We start from the raw sequence: 21,609 nt of genomic DNA on the forward strand, positions 1-21,609 counted from the left end.
AGCGCGCCCGGCCCGTCTTCGGACCGGGCGCGCGCCCCGGAGCGCAGTAGGCTCAGGGCATGACCATCCAGGAAAACACTTCCCGGAGCAGGACGGCGCGCTCCGCGCCGACGCTGCACGACGTCGCCGCGGCGGCCGGCGTCTCCCTCGCGACGGCCTCCCGGGTGCTGAACGGCTCCGAGCGAAAGGTCGCCGAATCGTTCCGCGAACGCGTCGAGCAGGCCGCCGCCGAACTCGGCTACACCGCGAACGTCTCCGCCCAGACGATCGCGCGCGGCACCTCTCCCGTGATCGCGCTGCTGGTGGCCGACATCGCCGACCCGTACTTCGGACTGATCGCCTCCGGCGTCGCCCGTGGTGCCGACGAGCAGGGGCTGATCGTGACGATCGCGATCACCGAGCGCGAGCCGCAGCGCGAGGCGCGCATCCTGCACGCGCTCCGCGGCCAGCGTCCCCGTGGCGTGATCCTCGCGGCATCCCGATCCGGCGAGCGGGACGCCGCCGCCGTGGACGAGCTGGCGGAGTTCGCCTCGCTCGGCGGCCGCACCGTCACCTTCGGTGCGGGCGGCGATCGCAGCATCCGCATCCCGAACCGGGAGGGCTCCGAGGAGCTCGGCCGCTCGATGGCGGCGCTCGGATACCGGCGCGCGATCGGGATCGGAGCCTCCGAGGGCGTGAGCACCTCGGACGACAGACTGGCGGGCTTCACGGCCGGCTTCACGGCCGGAGGCGGCGAGGTCGTCCGCGTGCACCGCGGCACCTTCGAGCGGGAGTCGGGCACGGCCTCGATGACCGAGGCGCTTGCCGCCGGCGTGGAGCCGGGCACGCTGATCTTCGCGCTCAGCGATGTGGTGGCGATCGGGGCGATGACCGCGATCCGGGACGCGGGTCGCACGGTCGGCGACGACATCGCGGTATGCGGATTCGACGACGTGCCGGTCAGCCGCGATGTGACCCCGCAGCTCACCACCGTGCGCGTTCCGCTCAGCGAGCTCGGCTATCAGGCGTTCCGCGCGACGGTGGCCGACGAGTGGGAGCAGCCGCCGATGGAGATCGAGGTGCTCGTGCGCGACAGCACGCCCGGGATCGCTCGATGAGGGTCGTCTTCGCGCCGGACAGCTTCAAGGGGACCATCACGGCGGCAGATGCCGCGCGGGCGCTCGCCGAGGGCTGGGTGCAGGTCGCTCCGGATGCGGAGCTCGTGCTGCGGCCCATGGCCGACGGGGGAGAGGGCACGGTCGCGGCCTTCGCGGCCGCAGTGCCCGGCGCGGAGCGGATGCCCCTCACTGTCGACGGCCCGGCCGGTGCACCGGTGGAGGCGTCGTGGCTGCTGCTCCCGGCATCCGCGGATGCCCCGGGCGGCACGGCCGTGGTCGACCTCGCATCCACCTCGGGGATCGAGCTGCTCGGCGAGCTGCGCCCGTGGGATGCGGACTCGACCGGGTTCGGGCAGGCGATCGCCGCGGCTCTCGACCACGGTGTCTCGCGCCTGGTCCTCGGGATCGGCTCTAGTGCATCCACCGACGGCGGCACGGGCATGCTGCGCGCTCTGGGCGCGCGGTTCCTCACTGCTGACGGCGCCGATGCTGCTCGCGGCGCCCGCGGTCTCGCCTCGATCGTTCGGGCGGATCTGACCGCCCTGCGTTCCGCACCCGAGACGCTCGTGCTCAGCGACGTGACCAATCCGCTCACCGGGCCGCGCGGCGCCGCCGAGGTGTTCGGCCCGCAGAAGGGGCTCACGGATGCGGCGGATCGCGCCGTCGCGGATGCCGGCCTCGCCGCGCTCGCGCAGCTGCTCGACCTCGATCCGTCGACGCCAGGGGCCGGTGCCGCCGGCGGCGTGGGCGGCGCGCTCGTCGCCTGGGGCGCGCGGCTGCTGCCCGGTGCCGGGGAGGTCGCCCGGCTGATCGGGCTCGCGGACGCTCTCGCGGGCGCCGATCTGGTCGTCACGGGGGAGGGCTCGTACGACGGGCAGTCCGGCGACGGCAAGGTGCCGTCGTTCGTGGCCTCGGTCGCCTCGGATGCCGGCGCCCGCGCCGCAGTGGTGGCGGGGCGCATCACGGATGACGCCGACACCGGCCTGTTCGCCGGCTCGATCTCGCTCACCGAGCTCGCCGGATCATCGGCGTCCGCTCTGGGTGAGCCCGCCCGCTGGTTGCGCGAGGCCGGCGCGGAACTGGCCCGCCGTCTGGCCTGACCGGCCGCGACTGACCCGCCGCGGCGCGCCCGTCCGGTCGCCGCCCGCGGACCGGCTGCGAGCGGGTGCGGATGCACGACCGGGGAACGCCTGCACGACCGATTCGGCGAACCGGGCGTGCAATCGTTCCCGAGTCGTGCACCTGTGCCCTGTCGTGTCTGTGTGCAGGTCCGCGCCCGCCGGCGCGTAAGGCGGGCGGGCCCGCATCCGGCCGGATTGACACTCCCCGATACGCGACATAGACTCGCAGCAACGGTTCGGAATACGCTTTCCCGAAATCGATCTGATCATTGACGACGACGTCGAGGACCCCATGACTTCAACGCAGAACGCCACCATGTCGCTCGCGCTCGCTCAGGCGCCGGGCGAGCCGAACGCCTTCGTCCGCTGGTGGCAGCGCAGCTGGCATCCGGTCGTGTTCGTCGTCGCCGTGCTGCTCGTCTGGTGGCTCGTCACCGCCATGAAGTGGGTCAAGCCGTTCATCATCCCGTCGCCCGGCGACACCTGGGCGGCCTTCTCGAACAACGCGGCGTACCTCGCGCAGCACACGTGGGTGACCACCTACGAGACGCTGGTCGGATTCGTCATCGCGGTGATCGTCGGCCTGTTCGTCGCCGTGATCATGGTCTACTCGCGGGGCCTCGAGCAGACGCTCTACCCCGTCATCCTGTTCGCGCAGGTCATCCCCAAGATCGCCATCGCGCCGCTGTTCATCGTCTGGCTCGGATTCGGCATGGAGCCGAAGATCCTGGTCGCCGTGCTGATGGCGTTCTTCCCCGTGGTGATCTCGGGCCTCGCCGGCCTGCGCTCCGTCGATCCCGAGATCCTGCAGCTGACGTCCACGATGGGCGCCGGTCGCTGGCGCACCTTCACCAAGGTGCGGCTGCCCGCGGCACTGCCGGAGCTGCTCTCGGGTCTGAAGGTGGCTGCCACCCTGGCCGTGACCGGCGCCGTGGTCGGCGAGTTCGTCGGGGCGAACGAGGGCCTCGGCTACGTCATCCTGCAGGCCAACGGCAACCTCGACACGGCGATGCTGTTCGCCGCGCTCATCATCATGTCGCTGATGGGCGTGGTGCTGTTCGCGATCATCCAGATCGCCGAGAAGTTCCTCATCCCGTGGCACGCGTCCAAGCGCGACGTCGGCGCCGCGACCGTCCGCCTCTGAGCCCCCCAGCATCCGCACCCTGCACCATCACACACAAGGAGCACTGATGAAGAAGTCAGCATCCATCCTCAGCACCCTCGCCGTCATCACGGCATCCGCGCTCGCCCTGGTCGGCTGCGGCGCCTCCGCGCCGTCGGGAGACGGCGGCGCTCCGGCGAAGGGCGACAAACAGCTCACCGACGTCACCCTCATGCTCAACTGGTACCCGTACGGTGAGCACGCACCGTTCTACTACGGCGTCGAGAAGGGCATCTTCAAGGAGCACGGGATCAACCTGACCATCAAGGCCGGTCAGGGATCCACCAAGACCGCGCAGGCCGTCGGCCAGAAGCAGACCGACTTCGGCTGGGCCGACACGCCCGCCGTGCTCGCCAACATCGACAAGGGCGTGGCGATCAAGAGCGTCGGTGTCTTCCTGCAGACCACGCCGTCGGCCGTGCAGGTCTTCGCCGACTCCGGCATCGACAAGCCCGAGGACCTCGAGGGCAAGACGATCGCGGTCTCGGCGGGCGACGCCCCGACCACGACGTTCCCGCTGTACCTCGAGGCGGTCGGGCTGAAGGAGTCCGACGTCAAGCAGCAGAACCTCGACCCCGCAGGCAAGATCGCGGCCGTGCTCTCCGGCCAGGTCGACGGGCTGATCGGCTTCGCGCACGATCAGGGACCCACGATCGCGGCGAAGAGCGGCAAGAAGATGACCTACCTGCGCTACTCGGACGCCGGCCTGAACTTCTACAGCAACGGCCTGATCGCGCCCGACGACACCATCAAGGACAAGCCCGAGCTGGTCGAGGAGATGGTGGCGGCCACCTCCGAGGCATTCGCCGCCGCGCAGAAGGACCCTGAGGCGGCCGTCGCGTCGATGGCAGGCAAGGACCCGCAGATGCCCGCGAAGGACGTGCTGCTGGACCAGTGGAACGAGACCATCAAGCTGCTCAGCACCAAGGCGACCGAGGGTAAGGCGCCCGGAACCAACGCCACCGAGGACTGGCAGGCCACGCTCGACGTGCTGTCGAAGGCCGGCCTGATCTCGGGCGACGGTGACGTGAAGACCTACTTCGACGCGTCCTTCGCGCCCGGCAAGTGACCGCGGCACCCCGTACCCGGATCAGGAGATGACCGACATGACGCAGACGAGCGCGGCGCTGGAGATCACCGACGTCTCGATCACCTTCGCCTCCAAGCGCGGACGGGTGTCGGCGCTGGAGGGCGTCGACCTGGACGTGCAGGCGGGGGAGTTCATCACCATCGCCGGGCCCTCGGGCTGCGGCAAGTCGACGCTGCTGAAGGCCGTCGCCGGCCTGACCCTGCCGAGCTCCGGCAGGGTCAGGCTCAACGGCGAGGACGTGACGGGCCCTCGGCAGGACATCGGCTACGTGTTCCAGCGCGCGGCTCTGCTCGAGTGGCGCAGCGTGCGCGGCAACATCCTGCTGCAGGCCGAGATGCGAGGCATGGACTCGAAGAAGGCGCAGGCCCGCGCCGACGAGCTGATCGAGATGACCGCTCTGACCGGGTTCGAGAAGGCGCTCCCGCACGAGCTCTCCGGCGGCATGCAGCAGCGCGTGTCGCTGTGCCGTGCCCTGCTGCACGAGCCGCGGGTGCTGCTGATGGACGAGCCCTTCGGCGCGCTGGACGCGCTGACGCGCGAGAAGATGAACGTCGAGCTCAACCGCATCTGGGCGCAGACCGGCACCACCGTGCTGCTGGTCACCCATTCGGTGGCCGAGGCGGTCTACCTCGCCAGCCGGGTGGTCGTGATGAGCCCTCGCCCAGGCCGCATCCTCGAGGAGCATCGCGTGGACCTGCCCGCCGAGCGCGGGTACGCGCAGACGCTCGAGACGCCCGAGTTCACCCGCATCTCCAGCCGCGTGCGCGAGCTGCTGGGCTCGCCGGGCGGGGACTGACAGGCACGGATGCACGACCCGGGAACGGCTGCACGATCGAAGCCGCGATCTGGCCGTGCATCCGTTCCCAGGTCGTGCAGGTGTTCCCGTGTGCGCGACGCGGGCGGCACTCGCGTCGCGCTCAGCCCCCGAGCGCGGCGCTGACCACCGCGCGGGCCTCCTCCTGCACCTTCGCGAGGTGCTCGGGCCCGAGCAGGCTCTCGGCATACAGCTTGTAGACGTCCTCCGTGCCCGACGGGCGCGCGGCGAACCAGGCGTGCTCGGTCTGCACCTTCAGGCCGCCGATCGCGGCGCCGTTGCCTGGGGCGTGCGAGAGCTTCGCGGTGATCTCCTCACCGGCGAGGTCGGTGGCGGTCACGGCATCCGGAGCCAGCTTGCCGAGCGTCGCCTTCTGCTCGGGCGTCGCCGGCGCGTCCACGCGCTGGTAGGCGGATGCCCCGAAGGCGGCCTCGAGCTCTGCATACCGCTCGGAGGGCGACTTGCCGGTGACCGCGATGATCTCCGCAGCCAGCAGGCACAGCAGGATGCCGTCCTTGTCGGTCGACCACACGCTTCCGTCGTGCCGCAGGAACGACGCCCCGGCGGACTCCTCGCCGCCGAACGCGACGGATCCGTCGAGCAGGCCCGGCACGAACCACTTGAAGCCGACCGGCACCTCCAGCAGACGGCGGCCCAGCGACTCGGCGACCCGGTCGATGATCATCGACGACACCAGGGTCTTGCCGATCGCGGCGTCGCGCGGCCACGAGGCGCGGTGCGAGAACAGGTAGTCGATCGCGACGGCGAGGTAGTGATTGGGGTTCATCAGCCCGGCATCCGGCGTGACGATGCCGTGCCGGTCGGCGTCGGCGTCGTTGCCGGTGAGCACGTCGAAGTCGCCCTTCTTGGCGACCAGGGATGCCATGGCCGACGGCGACGACGGATCCATCCGGATCTTCTCGTCCCAGTCCAGCGTCATGAAGCGCCAGGTCGGGTCGACCTCGGGGTTCACGACCGTCAGGTCGAGCCCGTGCATGTCCTTGATGAGCTGCCAGTACTCCACCGACGCGCCGCCCAGCGGGTCGGCGCCGATGCGCACGCCCGCGCGCTTGATCGCCTCGATGTCGATGATGTTCGTCAGATCGCGCACGTACGCGTCGCGGAAGTCGTATCCGGTGATGGCATCCCAGTCGATGTCGGCGAAGCTCTCCCGCTTGACGCCCTCGAGCTTCGCCTCGATCAGCTCGTTGGCGCGCTGGGCGATCCAGCCCGTGGCATCCGTGTCGGCCGGGCCGCCGTGCGGCGGGTTGTACTTGAAGCCGCCGTCGCGGGGAGGGTTGTGCGACGGGGTGACGACGATGCCGTCCGCGCGTCCGGCGTCGTCCGCCGCACGGCCGCGGTTGTAGGTCAGGATCGCGTGGCTGAGCGCGGGCGTCGGCACCCAGGCATCCCGCGAGTCGACCCGCACGTCCACGCCGTTCGCGATCAGCACCTCGATGGCGCTGCGCTCGGCGGGCAGCGACAGCGCGTGGGTGTCGCGGCCGAGGAACAGCGGGCCGGTGATGCCCTGCCCGTTGCGGTAGTCGACGATCGCCTGCGTGGTCGCGAGGATGTGGTCCTCGTTGAAACTGGACGACAGCGCCGAGCCGCGATGGCCGCTGGTTCCGAAGACGACGCGCTGCGTCGCGACCTTCGGGTCCGGATGCCGGTCGTAGTACGCGGCGATCAGCTCGTCGACATCGATGAGGTCCTTTTCCTCCGCGGGGAGGCCTGCACGGCTCGTCATGTGCATAGTCTGCCCCGCGGGTGGCCGTCGCGCATCTTCCGAGTCGGCCGGATGCGGCCGGGCGGACATCAGGGCCGCCTGTGCCGTACAGTTCGCGCGGGAATGTGCGCTTCGCGCGGATCGGATGCCGGATTCCGTCCGCGGCAGGTGTACATCTCCGCGCGAAGCGCACGCGCAGCCCGTGAGGATCGCCCACCGTAACCCAGCGGATGCCCGGGACTAGGCTTGCCGGGTGACCGAACGCCGCACGTACAGCTACCTGGGCCCTGCTGGAACCTTCACCGAAGCGGCGCTGGATCAGGTGCCCGAGGCGCGGGGTCACGAGTGGAAGCCCGTGCACAACGTCGGCGAGGCACTCGCCGACGTGCTGTCGGGGGTGTCGGATGCTGCGATGATCGCGATCGAGAACTCGATCGAGGGCGGCGTCTCGACGACGCTGGACGCGCTGGCGACGAACCCGGGCCTGCGCATCATCGGCGAGTACCTCGTCAAGGTGAACTTCGTGCTGGTGGGTGCACCCGGGACGAAGCTCGAGGACGTGCAGGTCATCGCGGCGCACCCCGTCGCCTACGCGCAGTGCCACGGATGGCTCGGAGCGCACCTCCCCAGGCACGCCCATGTTCCGGCGGCGAGCAATGTGGCATCCGCCCTGGGCATCCTCGACGGGACGCTGCCGGCGCAGGCCGCGATCGCCGCGCCCGGGATCGTGCAGCACCAGGACGTCGAGGTGCTGGCCGAGCAGATCGGCGACAACGCCAACGCCGTGACCCGCTTCGTGCTGGTCTCGCGCACCACCGCCGCGGGTGCGCCGACAGGTGCCGACAAGACCTCGCTGATCGTCGAGCTGCCGGACGACCGCCCGGGCGCCCTGCTGGAGATGCTGGAGCAGTTCTCCACCCGCGGCATCAACCTGTCGCTGATCGAGTCCCGGCCGATCGGCGACGAGCTGGGCCGGTACCGTTTCGTGCTCGACGCCGACGGGCACATCCACGACGAGCGCATGGCCGACGCGCTGCTCGGCATCCGCCGGTTCAGCCCGCGCGTGGTGTTCCTCGGCTCCTACCCGCGGGCCGATCGCCGCATCGTGCAGTACCCCGACCGCTACGCCGACGAGATCTTCGTCGAGGCGCGCGACTGGCTTCGCGGCCTGATCGCGGGCGAGCCCGACGAGGCGTAGGCGGCCGACGCAGGCGTCATTTTCTTGCGTTGAACTGAAATCAGTTTGCGTAAGATGAGTGCATGACGAAGCGTCTTGCCGAAGTGGCCCGCAAAGTGGGCGTGAGTGAAGCGACCGTCTCGAGAGTACTCAACGGCAAACCCGGGGTGTCGGAAGCCACACGCAGGGCGGTGCTCACAGCGCTGGACGTGCTCGGCTACGAGCGGCCCACCAAACTGCGCGGAGAACGGGCGCGACTGGTCGGGCTGGTGGCGCCGGAGCTGACCAATCCGATCTTCCCCGCGCTCGCCGAGATCGTCGGCGGCGGCCTGGCTCAGAACGGTTACACGCCGGTGCTGTGCACGCAGAACGCGGTTGGCATCACCGAGGCCGACTACGTCGATCTGCTGCTCTCGCAGCATGTGTCGGGCGTGATCTTCCTCGGCGGACTGTACACGCAGGCCGATGCCACCCACGAGCACTACGGTCGGTTGCGGCAGGTGAACCTGCCGACCGTGCTCGTCAACGCCCGCGTCGACACGCTGGCGTTCCAGACCGTGGCCACCGATGATGGGGCAGCCGGCGAACAGGCGATCTCGCACCTGCGCCAGCTGGGCCACCGCAGGATCGGCCTGCTTCTCGGGCCCGCCGATCACATTCCCTCGCAGCGCAAGCTCGCCGGGGTGCGTCGGATGCTCGACCACTTGGGCGACCCGCTCGACGAGGACCTGGTGGTGCACGGCCTGTACGCGCTCGAGTCCGGTCAGGCCGGTGCGCGCAAACTGATCGGACGCGGCGTGACGGCGATCGTCTGCGCGAGCGACCCGCTCGCGCTGGGCGCGATCCGTGCGGCGCGGCGGGCGGGCCTGAGCGTGCCCGGCGATCTCTCGGTGGTGGGGTTCGACGACTCCGCGCTGATGAGCTGCACCGAGCCCCCGCTGACCACGGTGCGGCAGCCGATCGAGGCGATGGGCAAGGCCGCGGTGGAGCTGCTGCTCGCGCAGATCGGCGGAACCGCGGATGCCGGGGAGGAGCTGCTGTTCGAGCCCGAGCTCGTGCTTCGGATGTCGACGGGGCCGATCTCCTCCTGACCGTCGCCCCCCAACTGCCCTGTCGCATGGACGTATCAAAATTGCGTCATTAGATTCAACTCTTGCAGTTTGCGATCGAGAAAGCTACGTTTGTCGCATCGGCGTCCCGGGCCGAGCTCGACAGACGGAGAACGATGGACGAGGCAGTCCCCGTACGGTTCACGCAGGACGCTGAATGGTGGCGCTCCGCCGTGATCTATCAGGTGTACGTCCGCAGCTTCGCTGACGGCGATGACGACGGAATCGGCGACCTGCGCGGTGTGCGAGAGCGGCTGCCGTACCTCGCCGAGCTGGGCGTCGACGCCCTGTGGTTCAACCCGTGGTATCCCTCGCCGTTCGCTGACGGCGGCTACGACATCGTCGACTACCGCAGCATCCACCCCTGGTTCGGATCGCTCGAGGATGCCGAAGCCCTGATCGCGGAGGCGCGCGAGCTGAGCATCCGCACGATCATCGACGTCGTCCCCAATCACATCAGCGATCAGCATCCATGGTTCCAGGAGGCGCTCGCGGCAGGACCCGGCGCCCCCGCGCGGGAGCGGTTCTGGTTCCACCCCGGCAAGGGCGAGGACGGTGCCACCATCCCGACCCGGTGGGTCTCCAGCTTCCAGGGCTCCACCTGGACCCGCACCACGACGGCGGAGGGAACGCCGGGGGAGTGGTATCTGCACCTGTTCACCCCAGAGCAGCCCGACCTGAACTGGAACCACCCCGACGTTCGTCGTGAGCACGAGGAGATCCTGCGGTTCTGGTTCGACCGCGGCGTCGCGGGCGTGCGGATCGACTCCGCAGCGCTGCTCGTGAAGGATCCCGAGCTGCTCGAGGTGGGCGAGAGCGCCGACGGCTCGCATCCCATCCAGGACCGCGACGAGCTTCACGACATCTACCGCTCCTGGCGCTCCGTAGCCGACGGCTACCCTGAGCCGCGCGTGCTGGTGGGCGAGATCTGGCTCGACGACGTCGACCGCTTCGCCGCTTACCTGCGTCCGGATGAACTGCACACCGCGTTCAACTTCGACTTCATGACGCGGCCCTACCTGGCGGCATCCCTGCGTGAATCGATCGACCGGACGCTGCGGGCGCATGCACCGGTCTCGGCGCCCAGCACCTGGGTGCTCTCCAACCATGACGTCACGCGTCCGGTCACCAGGTACGGTCGTGAGAAGAGCGGGTTCGCCTTTCTCGACAAGCGCTTCGGCACACCCACCGACCTCGCCCTCGGCACCCGGCGGGCCCGTGCGATGAGTCTCGTCGTCGCTGCGCTGCCCGGCTGCCTGTACATCTACCAGGGCGACGAACTGGGGCTCCCCGAGGTGGAGGATCTGCCGCTGGAGCGCATCGAGGATCCGATGCACTACCGCTCCGGCGGCGTGGATCCCGGGCGCGACGGCTGCCGGGTGCCGTTGCCGTGGTCGGGCGGTCTTCCCCCGTACGGCTTCTCGGAGCTCGCAGAGCCCTGGCTGCCGCAGCCGGACGACTGGGGATCCCGGACCGTCGCCGCGCAGGCCTCCGATCCGCACTCGATGCTCGCCCTGTACCGGCGCACGCTGGCCGCCCGGCGAAGCAGCGACGCCCTGCGGCACGGCGACTTCGCCTGGCTGACCGGATTCAGTGCGGACGTGCTCGCGTTCCGCCGCGGCGACGACATGGTCTGCATCCTGAACATGGGCGAGACGCCTGTACCACTGCCCGCCGGCGACGTCGTCATCGCCAGCGGTCCGCTCTCCGACGATCTTCTGCCGCGCGACACAGCCGTGTGGCTGCAGACGGCATCCGCACCGGTGGATGCCGAGAACCAGGGATGAACCGGCGCACCAGCGCATCACGCGCCTTCCCGCACACGAAAGGTACGACAATGAGGTCACCACGCAAGGTCCTGCTTGCAGGCGCCGCGACAGTCGCCGTCGTCGGCATGCTCGCCGGTTGCTCCCCGGCCGCTGACGATTCCTCGTCCGGCGGCAAGATCCAGTTGCGCGTCGCCACGTTCCCGCCCGGCGCAGATGCCGCCGCCTATGAGGCGTTCGCCGCACAGGAGAAGCAGTTCGAAGCCCTGCACAAGGACATCGACATCATCGGCGTCGAGTACGAGTGGAAGGGGCCCACCTTCGCCGTCCAGTTGGCGGGCGGATCGCTCCCTGACGTGTTCACCGTGCCGTTCACCGACACCAAGACGCTGCTCGAGAACGGTCAGCTCACCGATGTGACCGACGCGGTGAAGGAGCTCGGCTACACCGACAAGTTCAACCCCGTGATCCTCGACGGGGTGACCGGCGCCGACGGCCACATCTACGGCTTCCCGCGCCAGGCCTACGCCATGGGCCTGCATTACAACCGCGACCTGTTCAAGGCGGCGGGACTCGACCCCGACAAGCCCCCGACAACCTGGGACGAAGTGCGCGCCTATGCCAAGCAGATCACTGAGAAGACCGGCAAGGCCGGGTATGCGCAGATGGCGGCCGGCAACACGGGCGGATGGCAGCTGACGGCCGCGACCGTGGCACGGGGCGGCCGCACCCAGACCGACGACGCCGACGGCAGTGCGACCTCGAGCATCGACAATGACGCGACCAGAGCCGCGCTGCAGTTCCTGCACGATGTGCGCTGGGAGGACAAGTCGTTCGGCTCGAAGTTCGATCTGGACTGGGGCACCATCAACCAGGAGTTCGCGGCCGGCAACCTCGGCATGTACACCTCGGGCTCCGACGTGTACACCGCCCTGGTGCGCGACTTCGGCATGAAGCCGGAGATGTACGGACTGGGCGTCGTGCCCGTCGAGGGCAAGGACCCCGGCACTCTGGGCGGCGGTGACGTTGCGGTGATCAGCCCCACGATCGACGCGAAGGCGAAGGACGCCGCGACCACCTGGATCGACTGGTACTACATGCAGAAGCTGATGGACAAGGATGCCGCAATCACCGACGCCAAGACGCTGGCCGATTCCGGACAGGCCGTCGGCACGCCTCTGCTCCCGGTGCTCAGCCGTGACCAGTACGAGGAGTCGCTGAAGTGGATCGAGCCGTACATCAACGTGCCGCGCGACCAGATGTCGTCGTTTATCGACGAGATCTGGGAGCAGACTCCAGTCGGTGAGCCGAAGAAGAAGACCCAGGAGGTCTACGCTCTGCTCGACACCGTCGTGCAATCGGTGCTCACCCAGCAGAACGCCGACATCGACGGCCTGCTGAAGAAGGCTCAGACAGACGCGCAGGCGCTGCTGGATCGGTGAGCGGCGCCCGGGGCCGCCTGCTCGGGCGGCCCCGGACCGGCATCCTCGCACCCGAGACGGAGAAAGATGACGACCCTGAGTGACACCGGCGCACCGCCGGAGCCGGATGCCCGTCGTCCGGCGGCGCCCCGCACCGTGCGGTCCACCCGACGTACGCCGATGACCTGGCTGCGCGGTGGAGGACTGTGGAACCTGCTGTTCCTGCTGCCGATGATCGTGGTCTTCGCGGTCTTCAGCTGGTCGCCCATCGTGCAGTCGGTGATGATGAGCCTGCAGAAGACCAACCTCATCACCTCGCAGTGGGTCGGCTTCGACAACTACGTCAAGGTGCTCTCCGATCCGCTGCTGGGCGAAGCCGTGCTCAACACGCTGTGGTTCGCGCTGCTCGCACTGGTCTTCGGCTTCCCGGTGCCGCTGTTCATGGCCGTGCTGATGAGTGAGGTGCGCAGAGCGAAGGGCCTGTACTCGGCGCTGGCCTACCTGCCGGTGGTCATTCCTCCGGTCGTCGCGGTGCTGCTGTGGAAATTCTTCTACTCGGCTGACGCGAACGGCGTGTTCAACACCGTGCTCGGCGCGGTGGGCATCCCGCCGCAGCCCTGGATCCAGGACGCCCTGCAGGCGATGCCGTCACTCGTGCTGGAGGCCACCTGGGCCGGGGCGGGCGGCTCGATCATCATCTACCTGGCGGCGCTGCTCGGGGTGCCGTCCGAGCTGTACGACGCCGCCGAGGTTGACGGCGCCTCGATCTGGCGCAAGGTGTGGCATATCACTCTGCCGCAGCTGCGCGGCATCCTCTTCATCATGCTGATCCTGCAGGTGATCGCCACGGCGCAGGTCTTCCTGGAACCCTTCCTGTTCACCGGTGGCGGACCTGCCGGGGCGACCCGCACAGTCCTGCTGTACATCTACGACAAGGCGTTCCGAAACAGTCTCGGCGGCGCATACGGCGAGGCGACCGCCGTCTCGGTGCTGCTGGCCATCGCGCTCGCCCTTCTCAGCTGGCTGTACTTCCGGCTGACCAATCGCTGGAGCAGCTCATGAGCATCGCAGCCGACAGGCGAGCCGCGCGCAGGGTCGCGCGTCAGGCCGAGGCGCAGGGGGACCGCACTCTGATCTCGGACTACGACCGGCGCCGCCCCGGCGTGCGGTTCGGGATGCGCGTCACGCACGTCTTCCTGTTCGTCACGCTGGTGATCGCCGGCCTCGGCCCGATCCTGTGGCTGATGAAAGCGGCCGTCACCCCCACGCAGGACACGCTGCAGCAGCCGTTCGCGCTCTGGCCGAGCGGCATCGACTGGGCGAATCTGTCCACGGCGTGGAACGACATCGGCATCTCGCAGTACTTCTGGAACACCATCGTGATCGCGGCCGGGGCCTGGTTCTTCCAGCTGTTCATCGCCACCACGGCCGGGTACGGGCTCTCGGTGCTGCGGCCGCGGTACGCGCCGATCCTGGACGGGCTGGTGCTGGCGACGCTGTTCATTCCCGGGATCGTGCTGCTGGTGCCGCTGTACCTGACGATCGTGCATCCGCCGCTGGTCGGCCATTCGCTGCTGAACAACTACCTCGCGGTGTGGCTGCCGATGGCGGCGAACGCATTCAACATCCTGCTGGTCAAGCGCTTCTTCGATGCACTGCCGCGCGAGGTCTTCGAGGCGGCCCGCACAGACGGCGCCGGACCCGTTCGGCTGTTCTGGTCGATCGTGCTGCCGATGTCGAAGCCGATCCTCGGCGTGGTCTCCGTGTTCGCGATCATCGCCGCGTGGAAGGACTACCTGTGGCCGATGCTGGTGCTGCCCGACCCGGCGGTGCAGCCGCTGTCGGTGCGTCTGCCGGCGGTGCAGTCACAGACCGAGCTGGACGTGTTCCTGGCGGCTCTCGCGATCGCGACGCTGATACCGATCGCGATGTTCCTGGCGTTTCAGTCGGTGTTCCTGCGCTCAGCCGGGCTGGGGGGCGCGGTCAAGGGCTGAGCGCGCCGGATGTCCAAGCGCTCTGGGGCGTCAGGAGAGCAGCTCCAGGGTCTGCACGCGGCCGGGCGTCGCGTCGAGCGGCTCGGCCTCGAACGATCCGGCCACGGGGGAGATCATGATCTCGTCGACCCCGTACTGCGCGGCGAAGGCGTCCAGCGCCTCCCGCACCTCGGGACCCGCGCCGATGAACCAGTTGGCGCGGATGCCGTCGATGAGCGTCTGCTCGCCGGCATCCGCCTCTGCCAGGCCGCGCTGCGCCTGCTCGACCGTCTCCAGCGGGGTGAGCGGCTGGTTGCGGCGCAGCCGCGTCATCATGCGCAGCTGCGGCAGGGCGCGAGCCGCAGCCTCGTCGGCGGACGGGGCGGCGACGACGTTCGCGGTCAGGAAGGTTCGCGGCGTCTCGAGCGTCGAAGACGGCTGGAACGCCGAGCGGTACAGGTCGAGCGCGCGCTGCAGCCCCTGCCCGGAGAAGTGGTTCGCGAACACGTACGGCAGGCCGAGGGATGCGGCGAGCTGGGCCGAGTAGTCGCTCGACCCGAGCAGCCAGATCTCGGGGGCATCGGATGCCATCGGCGTCGACCGCACGGTGTACTCGCCGCCGCTGGTGAACCGCACGGTCGCGCCTTCGTGACGCAGCATGAGGGCGATGTCCTGCACGTGCGAGGGGAAGCGCTCCACGTCGCCCGAGGTGCCGGACTGGCGCAGCAGCTGCGTGATCACGGGGTCGCTCCCCGGGGCGCGCCCGATGCCCAGGTCGATGCGTCCGGGCGCGATGGCCTCGAGCGCGGCGAACTGCTCGGCGACGACCAGCGGCGCGTGGTTGGGCAGCATGACGCCGCCGGAGCCGACCCTGATCCGGGATGTGCGAGACGCCGCGGCCGCGATCAGCACCGGGGGAGTGGTGGATGCCACGGACGGCATGTTGTGGTGCTCCGCGAACCAGTAGCGCCGGTAGCCGAGCTCATCGGCGCGCTGGGCGAGCGCCATCGACGCGGCCACCGCCTGCGCGCTGGTCTGGGTGGAGCCGTCGGCACCGGAGCGGACGGGAACGAGGTCGAGGACGGAGAGCGCTGCAGAAGTCATCATCAGAGGCAACCGAGGCGGATGCCGTGGCATTCCACGTCGTCGATGGTCGGCGGCCGCGGATGCCTGTCGACTGCACGGGATGTCGCCGAACGCACGGCTCCTCCGCGCAAAGCATCCGTTCACTCGACGAGATGCCGTGCTCTCGACGCAGAAACCGAAAGCACCCGAGCCACCAGAGGGTTGACTCACGTGACCGCCCGGCGTACTCCGGGATCAGGGGATGCCATGTGGAACTTCGAGGACAGAGCCGACGCGGGCCGGGAACTCGCCCGCGAGCTGACCCATCGCGCCCACGAGGACTGCGTCGTGCTCGGCCTGCCGCGCGGCGGAGTGCCGGTGGCCGCGGAGGTGGCTCGCGCGCTCGCCGCTCCGCTGGACGTACTGATCGTGCGCAAGGTCGGGGCGCCCGGGCATCCGGAGGTCGCGATGGGCGCCGTCGGCGAGGATGACGCGGTCGTGCGCAACGCCGGCGTCATCAGCATCACCGGCGCCGACGAGGCGACGCTCGCCGCAGCCGAGCAGCGCGAGCGCGCGGAGGTGGAGCGCAGATCGCGGATGCTGCGCGAGGGGCGCGCCGCCGAGCCGATCGAGGGCCGCGTCGCGATCATCGTGGACGACGGGATCGCGACCGGGGCGACCATGCGGACGGCGTGCGCGATCGCCCGCGCCCGCGGTGCGTCGCATGTCGTGGTCGCCGTTCCGGTGGCGGCGCCGGATGCTCTCGGCCAGCTCACCGATGCCGATGAGGTGGTCTGCCTCTGCGCGCCGCGCGACTTCATGGCGGTCGGGATGTACTACACCGACTTCCGGCAGACCTCGGAGGACGAGGTGGTCCGGCTGCTCGCCGCCGCGAGGTGAGCATGGCATCCGTCGACGAGATCCGGCGCTCTCGGCGAAGCGCGGTCCGGCGCCGGGATGAGCGGGAGTGGCCGCGTTAGCCTTGCCCCCATGGACGCGAGCATCTTCTTCGTCATCGTCGGTGCGGTCGCGGTGGCGGCCATCGCACGCTGGCGGGGCTGGCCCGCGCCGCTGCTCGTCACGGTGGTCGCGCTCGCCGCGGCGTTCCTGCCCTTCGTGCCGAACCCCTCGATCGACGGCCATGTGCTGCTGAACCTCGTGCTGCCGCCGCTGCTGTACTCGGCGGCGCTCGACGTGTCGTTCATCAGCTTCGCTCGTGCCATGCCGCAGATCCGCAGACTCGGGATCGGCCTGGTGGTCGTCACGACCGTCGTCGTGGGGCTGGTCGCGTGGTGGCTGCTGCCCGAGCTGGGCCTGTTCGGTGCGCTGCTGCTCGGTGCGATCGTCGCCCCGCCGGATGCCGTGTCCGCCGCCGCCATCGGCCGGAAGCTCGGGCTGCCCCGCCGGGTGATGACGGTGCTCTCGGGTGAGAGCCTGATCAACGACGCCACGTCGCTGACGCTGTATCGCGTGTTCGCCGCCGCAGTCGTCGCGGGCCCGGCGGCCTTCAACTTCTGGTCGACGATCTGGCAGTTCCTGCTGGCGGTGATCGTCGGCGTGCTGATCGGGCTGGTGTTCGGGCTGTTCATGCACCAGCTGCGCATGCGCAGCGACGACGCCGTCATCAACGGCACGGTCGGACTGCTCGCTCCGTTCGGCGCCTATGCGATCGCCGAGCAGCTCGGCGGCTCCGGCGTGATCGCCGTGGTGGCGATGGGACTCTACGTGGGCTTCAACGCTCCTCGGACGAGCTACACGACTCGGCAGCAGGAGGCGCCGCTGTGGCTGAGCGCCGACTTCCTGTTGGAGTCGTTCGTGTTCGCCTACATCGGCCTGCAGCTCCCTCGGGTGGTCGCGGATCTCAACGACGGCGAGGTCTGGCCCGTGATCGGGCTGTCGGTCGTGGTGCTGCTGGTGGTGCTGGTCGTGCGGCCGCTGTTCGTGTACCCGGCCAGCGCGTGGGGCCAGTGGTGGACGCGCATGCGCCTGCGCAAGTGGGAGCGCATGAAGAACGGCGGCTCGGGCGTGCCGGTGACCGTGGAGCGGCGCGGCCGGCGCGCGCTCACCGAGGAGCAGCTGCGGCAGCGGCTCACCGAGACCAAGCTGTCGTGGCGCGACAACGCGGTGATCTCCTGGGCGGGGATGCGCGGGGTGGTGACGCTGGCGACCGCGCTCGCCGCAGCCGACATCGCCCAGATGGATGCGCAGGCCGCGCACGCGATCGTCGTGGTCGCGTTCGTCGTGACCGTGGGCACCCTGCTGCTGCAGGGGCTGACGCTGCCGTGGCTGATCCGCGTGCTGCGCGTGGTCGATGACCGTGAGGAGCAGGAGGATGCCCGGCAGATGGCGGCCGTGCGCGAACGCAGCCGCGAAGCCGGCAAGGCGTACCTGCGCGACATGCGGCGCGAGTGGGGGCAGAAGCACGGCGAGGATCAGCTGGCCGTGTTCGACGCGTTCGCGAAGCGGCTGATCCGGGTGGAGTCGGATGCCGAGACCTCGCAGATCGACCTGAGGCCGCGCCCGACCCAGGAGCAGTTCATGGCCATGGCGAAGGGATGGCTGGCGGTGCGACGCCGCCTGCTGCTGGACGAGCGCGATGCCGGGAACCTGAGCGAAGAGGTCATGCACGAGCTGATCACGGCGATGGATGCCGAGGAGCTGGCGCTCGACACGCGCGCCGCGACCCGCCCGCAGTCGCGCGCCTGAACCCGGAATGCAAGAGCGCCCCGCCCCTTGTGGGGGGGGCGAGGCGCTCGGGCATCCGCTCGTCGTCACTTCGCGGCGACGGGCTCCTTGCCGGACTCCGGCTCGGCCGCATCCGCAGCATCCGCCTCGTCGATGTCCTCGGCGAAGGGGAGACCGTTGCGCGGAGCGTTGTACAGGTCGAGGTCGAGGATGCCCTCGCGCTTGGCGACGATCGTCGGGACCAGCGCCTGACCGGCGACGTTCACCGCGGTGCGGCCCATGTCGAGGATCGGGTCGATCGCGAGCAGCAGGCCGACGCCCTCCAGCGGCAGGCCGAGGGTCGAGAGCGTCAGGGTGAGCATGACGATCGCGCCGGTGGTGCCCGCGGTCGCGGCGGAGCCGACGACCGAGACGATCACGATCAGCAGGTACTGGATGGGGCTGAGGGTGACGTCGAAGAACTGAGCGACGAAGATCGCGGCGATGGCCGGGTAGATCGCGGCGCAGCCATCCATCTTGGTGGTCGCGCCGAGCGGCACGGCGAACGAGGCGTAGCCGGAGGGGACGCCGAGGTTGCGCTCGGTGACGCGCTCGGTGAGCGGAAGAGTGCCGATGGAGGAGCGGCTGACGAACGCCAGCTGCACCGCTGGCCACACGCCCGAGAAGTACTGCTTGATCGACAGGCCGTGGGCCTTCACGAGGATCGGGTAGACGACGAAGAGCACGATGGCCAGGCCGATGTAGATCGCGCCGGCGAACCAGGCCAGGGCGGTGAGCTTGTCCCAGCCGTACTTGATGACGGCGGAGCCGATCAGGCCGAAGGTGCCGAGCGGGGCGATGCGGATGATCCACCACAGCACGCGCTGGATGACCTTGAGCAGCGACTCGGTGAACGCCAGGAACGGCTCGGCCTTCTTGCCCGCCTTCAGCGCGGCGATGCCGACGGCGGCGGCGACCACGATGACCTGCAGGATGTTGAAGCCGACGCTGGAGGTGTAGGTGCCGTCGGTCTCGCCGGGCCCGGTGGACACGGTCAGCCCGAGGAAGTTCTGCGGGATCAGGCCGAGCAGGAAGTTCCACCAGGTGCCGACAGCGTACGGCTCGCCGGTCTTGAGACCTTCTCCTGCCTTGCTTCCGGGCTGGATGACCAGGCCGAGGACGATGCCGATCGACACCGCGATGAATGCGGTGATGGCGAACCACAGGATCGTCTGGCCGGCGAGACGCGCAGCGTTCTGCACGCGGCGCAGGTTGGAGATGCTCGCGACGATCGCGGTGAAGATCAGCGGGACGACGGCCGCCTTCAGCAGCGTGACGTACGAGCCGCCGATGCGGTCGAGCGTGTCGGACAGGATGGTGTGGTTCTGCTCGCTGGCGCCGAGGGAGACGCCGATCAGGCCGGCGGCGATGCCGAGGACGAGGGCTGCGAGGATCTGGAACCCGAAGGAGGTCAGCAGCTTGCGGACCGGGCCTCGGGTGTCGGGCGCCTTCGGCGCGCGGGCGGTGGTGGTCACGGGGACTCCATGTGGTCGAGCGGGGAGGGTGATGCGCGCACCATGCGCGCCATGTCGCCCAACGTTAGGGTGCGCCGCGGAATTCCGGGGTTCTTGTGACACTGCGTGACGTCACATTTCCGGGCCCCGGTCGTTGAGCGAGCGCAGCGAGACGAAACGCAGCCGACACGGAGAAGGGCCGGAACCATTCCCCCGGTTCCGACCCTGTGCGCTGTGCGCCCTCCTGAGACTTCAGATCACTGCTGCGGCTGGCAGCCCGGTGCAGCATCCTTGACCACCTTCACCAGCAGCGCCTGCGACTCCTTGCTGGTCTGCAGGTCCTTGCCGTCCGCGATGTTCGCCAGGTCCTGGTCGGAGATCTCGGACTTGACCATGGCCTCGGCGAGGCACTCGATCATGTCGCCGGGGTACATCTCGGTCTGACCCGCCTCCTCGACGATCTTGTGGTAGCCGGCGGCGACCTCCTTGGCGGAGGGGCGCTCGGGAGCCGAGCACGCGGCGAGCGAGAAGGCGACGGCTGCGATGGGCAGGACCGCCAGCAGGCGAGTGGCGATGCGGGGACTCCGGTCGGTGTTCATGAAGTCAAGGCTATGGGTTTCCGGTGAATCGCTCGATGGGGAGCGGTGCCCATCGGATGCTGGTCATTGAGCGGGCGTCGAAAGTCGCCGGTCATTGAGCGAGCGTCAGCGAGACGAAATGCGTTGAGCGAGCGCAGCGAGTCAAAACGACGGTGCCACCCTGTCCGATCAGGGACGCTGGCCCTGTTGCAGTGCGCCTTCGTCCACTCCGGGCGGCACGATCACCAGTTCGCCTCGGTCGGCGCGGAACTCGACCTCGTCGCCCATCTGCAGTCCGTATCTGCGCCGCAACTCGACCGGGATCGTGAGCCGGCCGCTGCCATCGATCTTCATGGGTGGGAGGATACGCCGAGGTTGTGACAGGCGCGATCAGCCTGCTCGCCGGGTCCGGCTGGAGACGCTGTCGAACATGTCGTCCGTGAGCCCGTCGAGGAAGTAGTCCGGCTGCTTCTTCAGTGCGGTCGAGATGCGCAGGAGCGATCGGATGCTGAGCATTGCGCGCCCCGTCTCGTAACTGCGGATGCCTGCGGAGTCGATCCCACTCAGGTGCCCGAGGTTCTCCTGTGTCAGCCCGAGACGCTTGCGTTCGGCGACGATGCGCTGCCCGATGTGGGCGGCTGCGTCTGACGGGACTCGGGGCACCTGTCCAGCGTCGTCACGTCCGGGGACTGGTGCCAGAGTGCATGTCCCCGGGGACTTGTACACTCACCGGTGAGGGGAACGTCCGAGGCGTCGAGGTGGCGCTCGCGTGGCGCGCCCTGCGGAGAGGAGCCGTCGTGGCGCACATTCACGACCTGATCAAGCAGCTGCGCGTCTCTAACCCGGCACTGGGTGACGAGATCGCGCGCGAGGTCGAGGTGCTGTCACAGCGGCGTGCATTCGGGCTGAACTTCGAGCGCCACACACCTGAGGCTGTCGAACTCCCCGGGCGACGCGTCCGCCGTGGTGACAAGGTGCGGATCCTGCCGCCGCGCGGCGATCTGAAGGCTGACACGGACTCGCGCGTCTGGCGAGTGGACGAGCTGTCGCGGGACAGGACTGAGGCACGTCTCGTCATCGATCAGCCGAGCGTCGAGTACTCCAAGGTCGCGCTGGACGATCTCGTGGTGGTCGCCGAGTTCCGCGACCCGATCTATCCGGGCCTCGTGCCCACCGGCAAGGTCGAGCGTGGAGGTGACAAGCCGTTTCACTCCGTCATCAACGCCGAGAACTACCACGCACTGCAGGCGCTGCTCTACACGCACCGCGGGAAAGTCGACGCGATCTACATCGACCCGCCGTACAACACCGGTGCACGCGACTGGAAATACA

19 protein-coding genes and 1 pseudogene are annotated in these 21,609 nt (G+C 69.2%); 14 read left to right on the forward strand and 6 right to left on the reverse strand.

Annotated elements, in window-relative coordinates:
- The first annotated feature begins 59 nt into the window (after positions 1-59).
- The 5 genes from BGN97_RS08590 (at position 60) to BGN97_RS08610 (ending at position 5,266) form a co-directional block, all read left to right on the forward strand.
- Positions 60-1,097 (forward strand): LacI family DNA-binding transcriptional regulator, encoded by a 1,038-nt coding sequence (locus tag BGN97_RS08590; RefSeq protein WP_292700094.1) that lies wholly within the window; start codon positions 60-62, stop codon positions 1,095-1,097.
- Positions 1,094-2,197 (forward strand): glycerate kinase, encoded by a 1,104-nt coding sequence (locus BGN97_RS08595; RefSeq protein WP_292700095.1) that lies wholly within the window; start codon positions 1,094-1,096, stop codon positions 2,195-2,197. Before BGN97_RS08590 ends, BGN97_RS08595 begins: the two co-directional genes overlap by 4 nt.
- 313 nt (positions 2,198-2,510) lie before the next feature.
- Positions 2,511-3,362, forward strand: a complete 852-nt coding sequence (locus tag BGN97_RS08600) for an ABC transporter permease (RefSeq protein WP_292700098.1) — start codon at positions 2,511-2,513, stop codon at positions 3,360-3,362.
- Positions 3,363-3,408: 46 nt separating this feature from the next.
- The gene (locus BGN97_RS08605; protein WP_292700101.1) at positions 3,409-4,449 is read left to right on the forward strand and encodes an ABC transporter substrate-binding protein; all 1,041 of its coding nucleotides are present in this window, start codon (positions 3,409-3,411) and stop codon (positions 4,447-4,449) included.
- A 28-nt stretch (positions 4,450-4,477) separates the two neighbouring features.
- Positions 4,478-5,266, forward strand: a complete 789-nt coding sequence (locus BGN97_RS08610; RefSeq protein ID WP_292700104.1) for an ABC transporter ATP-binding protein — start codon at positions 4,478-4,480, stop codon at positions 5,264-5,266.
- A gap of 121 nt (positions 5,267-5,387) precedes the next feature.
- Here BGN97_RS08610 and pgm read toward each other — a convergent pair whose 3' ends face one another.
- Positions 5,388-7,031, reverse strand: a complete 1,644-nt coding sequence (gene pgm / locus BGN97_RS08615) for a phosphoglucomutase (alpha-D-glucose-1,6-bisphosphate-dependent) (RefSeq protein WP_292700107.1) — start codon at positions 7,029-7,031, stop codon at positions 5,388-5,390.
- A gap of 232 nt (positions 7,032-7,263) precedes the next feature.
- Between pgm and pheA the strand changes: the two genes are divergently transcribed.
- From pheA to BGN97_RS08645, 6 genes are all read left to right on the forward strand, one after another.
- Positions 7,264-8,208: a prephenate dehydratase gene (gene pheA, locus BGN97_RS08620; RefSeq protein WP_292700108.1), complete on the forward strand. Its 945-nt coding sequence runs from the start codon at positions 7,264-7,266 to the stop codon at positions 8,206-8,208.
- Positions 8,209-8,270: 62 nt separating this feature from the next.
- Positions 8,271-9,278 carry a LacI family DNA-binding transcriptional regulator gene (locus tag BGN97_RS08625; protein ID WP_292700109.1) on the forward strand — a complete coding sequence of 336 codons (1,008 nt, stop codon included), beginning with the start codon at positions 8,271-8,273 and terminating at the stop codon, positions 9,276-9,278.
- A 134-nt stretch (positions 9,279-9,412) separates the two neighbouring features.
- Positions 9,413-11,083 carry a glycoside hydrolase family 13 protein gene (locus BGN97_RS08630; RefSeq protein WP_292700112.1) on the forward strand — a complete coding sequence of 557 codons (1,671 nt, stop codon included), beginning with the start codon at positions 9,413-9,415 and terminating at the stop codon, positions 11,081-11,083.
- A gap of 50 nt (positions 11,084-11,133) precedes the next feature.
- Positions 11,134-12,504, forward strand: a complete 1,371-nt coding sequence (locus BGN97_RS08635) for an extracellular solute-binding protein (protein ID WP_292700115.1) — start codon at positions 11,134-11,136, stop codon at positions 12,502-12,504.
- 66 nt (positions 12,505-12,570) lie between these two features.
- Complete coding sequence (locus BGN97_RS08640; protein ID WP_292700118.1) at positions 12,571-13,545, forward strand: sugar ABC transporter permease; 975 nt, start codon at positions 12,571-12,573, stop codon at positions 13,543-13,545.
- Positions 13,542-14,477 (forward strand): carbohydrate ABC transporter permease, encoded by a 936-nt coding sequence (locus BGN97_RS08645; protein ID WP_292700120.1) that lies wholly within the window; start codon positions 13,542-13,544, stop codon positions 14,475-14,477. Before BGN97_RS08640 ends, BGN97_RS08645 begins: the two co-directional genes overlap by 4 nt.
- A gap of 30 nt (positions 14,478-14,507) precedes the next feature.
- Here the strand turns inward: BGN97_RS08645 and BGN97_RS08650 are convergent, their stop codons facing one another.
- On the reverse strand, positions 14,508-15,560 hold the full coding sequence (locus BGN97_RS08650; protein ID WP_292700329.1) for an LLM class flavin-dependent oxidoreductase: 1,053 nt from the start codon (positions 15,558-15,560) through the stop codon (positions 14,508-14,510).
- A gap of 192 nt (positions 15,561-15,752) precedes the next feature.
- On the opposite strand from BGN97_RS08650, the gene BGN97_RS08655 reads away from it, so the two are divergent.
- Positions 15,753-16,421 carry a phosphoribosyltransferase family protein gene (locus tag BGN97_RS08655; protein ID WP_292700123.1) on the forward strand — a complete coding sequence of 223 codons (669 nt, stop codon included), beginning with the start codon at positions 15,753-15,755 and terminating at the stop codon, positions 16,419-16,421.
- Positions 16,422-16,511: 90 nt separating this feature from the next.
- Positions 16,512-18,227 carry a cation:proton antiporter gene (locus BGN97_RS08660; protein ID WP_292700126.1) on the forward strand — a complete coding sequence of 572 codons (1,716 nt, stop codon included), beginning with the start codon at positions 16,512-16,514 and terminating at the stop codon, positions 18,225-18,227.
- Positions 18,228-18,292: 65 nt separating this feature from the next.
- On the opposite strand, the gene BGN97_RS08665 is transcribed toward BGN97_RS08660, so the two are convergent.
- The 4 genes from BGN97_RS08665 to BGN97_RS08680 form a co-directional block, all read right to left on the reverse strand.
- Positions 18,293-19,660, reverse strand: a complete 1,368-nt coding sequence (locus tag BGN97_RS08665) for a dicarboxylate/amino acid:cation symporter (protein ID WP_292700332.1) — start codon at positions 19,658-19,660, stop codon at positions 18,293-18,295.
- Between the two features lie 296 nt (positions 19,661-19,956).
- Positions 19,957-20,298 carry a hypothetical protein gene (locus tag BGN97_RS08670; protein ID WP_292700129.1) on the reverse strand — a complete coding sequence of 114 codons (342 nt, stop codon included), beginning with the start codon at positions 20,296-20,298 and terminating at the stop codon, positions 19,957-19,959.
- Between the two features lie 168 nt (positions 20,299-20,466).
- Positions 20,467-20,631 carry an AbrB/MazE/SpoVT family DNA-binding domain-containing protein gene (locus tag BGN97_RS08675; RefSeq protein WP_292700132.1) on the reverse strand — a complete coding sequence of 55 codons (165 nt, stop codon included), beginning with the start codon at positions 20,629-20,631 and terminating at the stop codon, positions 20,467-20,469.
- Positions 20,632-20,667: 36 nt separating this feature from the next.
- The gene (locus BGN97_RS08680) at positions 20,668-20,940 is read right to left on the reverse strand and encodes a helix-turn-helix transcriptional regulator (RefSeq protein ID WP_292700135.1); all 273 of its coding nucleotides are present in this window, start codon (positions 20,938-20,940) and stop codon (positions 20,668-20,670) included.
- A gap of 134 nt (positions 20,941-21,074) precedes the next feature.
- On the opposite strand from BGN97_RS08680, the pseudogene BGN97_RS08685 reads away from it, so the two are divergent.
- A pseudogene (locus tag BGN97_RS08685) lies at positions 21,075-21,609 on the forward strand (site-specific DNA-methyltransferase); the annotation flags it as partial.

It is taken from the genome of Microbacterium sp. 69-10 (assembly GCF_001897945.1).
GTDB lineage: Bacteria > Actinomycetota > Actinomycetes > Actinomycetales > Microbacteriaceae > Microbacterium.